This is a genomic window from Nakamurella sp. (genome assembly GCF_048594475.1).
In the GTDB taxonomy this organism is placed as follows: Bacteria; Actinomycetota; Actinomycetes; order Mycobacteriales; family Nakamurellaceae; genus Nakamurella.
The window spans coordinates 1-4,098 of the sequence record NZ_JBMDXT010000118.1; the positions used below are offsets into that span (position 1 = coordinate 1).

General features: G+C 72.3%; 4 protein-coding genes. All 4 read left to right on the forward strand.

The genetic code is table 11. The features are described from left to right. Nucleotides 1-178 precede the first annotated feature (178 nt). Nucleotides 179-424: a lipoyl domain-containing protein gene (locus tag ACOJUF_RS06085; protein WP_420120968.1), complete on the forward strand. Its 246-nt coding sequence runs from the start codon at nucleotides 179-181 to the stop codon at nucleotides 422-424. A gap of 50 nt (nucleotides 425-474) precedes the next feature. After that, on the forward strand, nucleotides 475-2,160 hold the full coding sequence (locus tag ACOJUF_RS06090; RefSeq protein ID WP_420120969.1) for an FAD-dependent oxidoreductase: 1,686 nt from the start codon (nucleotides 475-477) through the stop codon (nucleotides 2,158-2,160). After that, nucleotides 2,157-3,668 (forward strand): FGGY family carbohydrate kinase, encoded by a 1,512-nt coding sequence (locus ACOJUF_RS06095; RefSeq protein ID WP_420120970.1) that lies wholly within the window; start codon nucleotides 2,157-2,159, stop codon nucleotides 3,666-3,668. The genes ACOJUF_RS06090 and ACOJUF_RS06095 overlap by 4 nt, the downstream gene beginning before the upstream one ends. Before the next feature lie 89 nt (nucleotides 3,669-3,757). Beyond that, on the forward strand, nucleotides 3,758-4,098 hold a 341-nt coding region (locus ACOJUF_RS06100), incomplete at its 3' end, for a class II fructose-bisphosphate aldolase (protein WP_420120971.1).

The following is a 4,098-nucleotide window of genomic DNA, read 5'->3' on the forward strand; positions in this document are numbered from 1 at the left end:
GCTCTACCCGACCCGCACCACCATCACCGAGGCGATCCGCCGGGTCACCGGCGAGCGCGGGCCGCTGCCCGCGCCGGCCGACCAGGCGACCGACAACGGCGCCCGCGTCGGCGCGGCCCGCTGAGCCCACCCACCCGTTCCTCCCCGGTCCTCCCGGGACTGCACGAAAGGCACATCCATGGCACGCGTCGAGGTCCTGCTCCCGCAGTGGGGCATGGGCATGAGCGAAGGCACCATCATCGAGTGGCACAAGGCGGTCGGTGACAGCGTCACCGAGGACGAGCCGTTGGCCGAGGTCGAGGCGGAGAAGGTCGAGGAGACCCTGGAGTCCCCGGCCACCGGCACCATCACCGAGATCCTCATCCCGGTGGACCAGACGGTCGAGGTGCGCACCGTCGTCGCGATCATCGAGACCGCCGACTGAAGCGGTGCTCGTCACCGACCCAGTCGCAATCGAAAGGAGTTGAGCGGATCATGGTGGACACGCTGTCGTCGACCTTCGACGTGGTGGTGATCGGGGCGGGCATCAACGGTGTCGCCATCGCCCGGGACGCCGCCCTGCGGGGCCTGCGAGTGGTCCTTCTCGAGCAGGACGACATCTGCAGCGGCGTGTCCGCGTGGTCCGGCCGGCTCGTGCACGGCGGGCTGCGGTACCTGGAACACCGCGACTTCGCGCTGGTGCGGGAGTCGCTCCGGGAGCGGGAGCGGCTGTTCGTCCAGGCCCCGCACCTGGTCAAGCCGGTCCGGCTGCTGATGCCGTTCTACAAGCACAACCGCCGGCCCGGCTGGATGATCCGCTTCGGCATGATCGCCTACGACGTCCTGTCCTTCGACAAGAAGTCGGCCCGGCACGAGATCCTGTCCGAGCCGAAGACCCGGCAGCGCTTCACCGGCATCGGCACCGACGGGCTGTCCGGCGCCGCGGTGTTCACCGACGGCCAGGTGGAGTACGCCGAGCGGCTCTGCGTCGAGCTGGCGGTCGCGGCCGCGGGTGACGGTGCGGTCATCCGCACCCACGCCCGGGTCGAGGAGCCCATCATGGACGGTGGTCGACTGGTCGGCGTCCGGTTCCGCGACATCGACACCGGCCGGATGCACGAGGTCCGCGGCTCGGTGATCATGAACGTGGCCGGCCCGTGGATCGACCGCATCTTCACCACCGGCGCGTCGGGCCAGCCCCGGCTCAACGGCGGCACCAAGGGCAGCCACCTGGTGGTCGACACGTTCCCCGGCGCGCCGACCGACGTCGTGTACTACGAGTCGCGGCGCGACGGCCGGCTGGTCCTGGTCATCCCGTGGATGGGCCGGTACCTGTTGGGCACCACCGACATCCGGTTCGACGACGATCCGGACGAGGCCCGCTGCGACGCCGACGAGATGCAGTACATCCTGGACGAGGTGAACGGCCTCGTGCCCGGGGCCAACCTGACCTCCGGCGACGTGCTCTACACGCTGTCCGGAGTCCGGCCGCTGCCCTACGCCCCGGGCGTGGCCGAGTCCTCGGTGCCGCGCACCCACGTGCTGCACGAGCACGACGGGTCGGTGAACGGTCTCATCACCGTCGTCGGCGGCAAGCTCACCACCCACCGGCAGCTGGCGGAGGACGCGGTCGACCTGGCCTTCACGAAGCTGGGCCGGCCGGCGCCCAAGTGCGTCACCACGTTCCTGCCGTTCCCCGGGGCCGTCGGCGACCTGGCCGCCGCCCGCCGGGATTTGGTGGGCGCGGGCCTGTCCACGCGCTCGGCCGACCGGCTGATCAACGTCTACGGCGGCCGGGCGCTGGAGGTGGTCGCCCTGGCGGCCGAGGATCCCGACCTGCTCGCGGTCGTGCACGAGCCGACCGGCGCCATCGGGGCCGAGCTGGTCTTCGCGGTCCGGGTCGAGTTCGCGCGCACCCTGGCCGACGTGCTGGCCCGCCGCACCCTGCTCGCGTTCGAGCCGGGCCACGCCCTGCCCGAGGTGGACAAGATCGCCGCGGTGCTGGGCGACCGGCTCGACTGGGACGAGGCCCGGCGCGAGCGGGAGATCACCGGCTACCGGCGGTGGCTGGACCACCTGGCCATCCCGTCGGCGGCCGCCCCGGTCGCCGGCACCGCCGGCGATCCGGGGGTCGCCGTCGGCACCTCCGGCACGCCCGACCCGGACGGGATCCGGCCGTGAGCTCCGCCGGCGCCGCCCGCTACGTCCTGACGCTGGACGAGGGCACGTCCAGCGCCCGGGCCGTGCTGATCGACCCGGACGGTCACATCGTCAGCGAGGCGCGGCGCCCGGTCGTCCCGGTGTTCCCGCACCCGGGCTGGGTCGAACTCGACCCCGCCCGGGTCTGGGAGTCGCAGCGGGACGCCATGCTGGAGGCCATGTCCCGGCACGGGGTGACCGCCCGGGAGCTGGTCGCCATCGGCATCACCACCTCGCGGGAGACCGTGATCATCTGGGACCGGCGGACCGGTGAGCCGATCCACCGGGCGATCTCGTGGATGTCGAACCAGACCGAGCCGATCGTCCGCCGCTGGCGGGAGGCCGGCTGGGACGAGGACATCCGCGCCCGCACGGGGGTCTACAACAACCCGTTCTTCAGTGCCTCCAAGCTGACCTGGCTGCTGGAGAACGTCCCCGGGGCCCGGGACCGGGCGCAGCGCGGGGAGCTGGCCGCCGGCACCCTGGACACCTGGCTGCTGTGGCAGCTGACCGGCGGCCGGTCCCACCGCACCGACCACAGCGAGGCGTCGCGCACCGGACTGTTCAACCTGACGACGATGAGCTGGGACGCCGAACTCTGCGCCCGGGCCGGGGTTCCGCTCTCGCTGCTGCCGGAGGCGGTGGCCTCGGACGCCCTGTTCGGCGACGCCGATCCAACCGTGTTCGGCGAGCTGGCCGGCGGCTCCCGCGGTGTGCCGGTCACGGCCGTCCTGGGCGACCAGCAGGCCGGCATGTTCGGTCAGGCCTGCTTCGACCCCGGATCGGCGAAGAACACCTACGGCACGGCCGGCGTGCTCACCGTCAACAGCGGGGACCGCCCGATGCTGGTGGACGGGCAGATCGCCAGCGTCGCCTGGACGGTGACCGGACGCACCGCGTTCGAGGTCGAGGGGACGGTCTTCTCCAGCGGTCAGACCCTGGGCTGGCTGCGCGACCGGATGAAGATGTTCAGCTCGGGGGACGAGATCGAGCGACTGGCGCGGCTGGCCGACGACAACGGCGGCGTCTACTTCGTGCCCGCGTTCAACGGTCTCGGTTCCCCGTACTGGGACCGCGGCGCGACCGCCACGATCTCCGGGCTGACCCTGGAAGCCGGGGCGGAGCACGTGGTCCGGGCCGCCGTGGAGGCCATGGCCTACCAGACCCGGGACAACATCGACCGGCTCGGCGCCGCGGGCCTGACCGTTGAGTCGTTGAAGGTGGACGGCGGCGCGGCCGGCAACGACCTGCTCTGCCAGTTCCAGGCCGACCTGTGCGGCATCCCGGTCCTGCGGGCCAGCCAGCGCGAGATGACCGCGTTGGGCGTGGGTTTCCTGGCCGGGATCGGGGTCGGCGTCTGGAAGTCGCCGAACGACCTGGCCGGCGGCTGGACCGCCGACCGGATCTTCGAACCCGGCCCGGACGCCGCGCGGGCCGACCAGCTGTACGCGGGTTGGTGCCGGGCGGTCGAGGCCGCGCGCACCATCTGACGGCCCGTCGCGATCCACCGGCCCCGGCCGGACCGCTCCCCGCCCACCCCTTCCCGACCCATCCGATCCTCCGTCCAAAGGAGTTCGCCATGCCCTACGTCGATCCGGCCCGGTTGGTCGCCGACGCCCGCTCCGGCGGCTACGCCGTCGGCGCCTTCAACATGCACAACGTGGAGACCACCCAGGCCCTGGTGCTGGCCGCCGAGGAGGCCAAGGCGCCGGTCTTCCTGCAGGTCGGCCGGGCCATCGTGCCGCACATGGGCCTGCGCAAGGCCTACGAGATGACCAGGCGGGTGGCGGAGGAGTCCGGCGCCGACGTCGTCATCCACCTCGACCACGGGCCGGAGGACGAGGTGCTGGAGGCGATCAAGCTCGGCTTCGGCTCGGTCATGTACGACGGCGCGCACCTGCCGTTCGAGGAGAACATCCG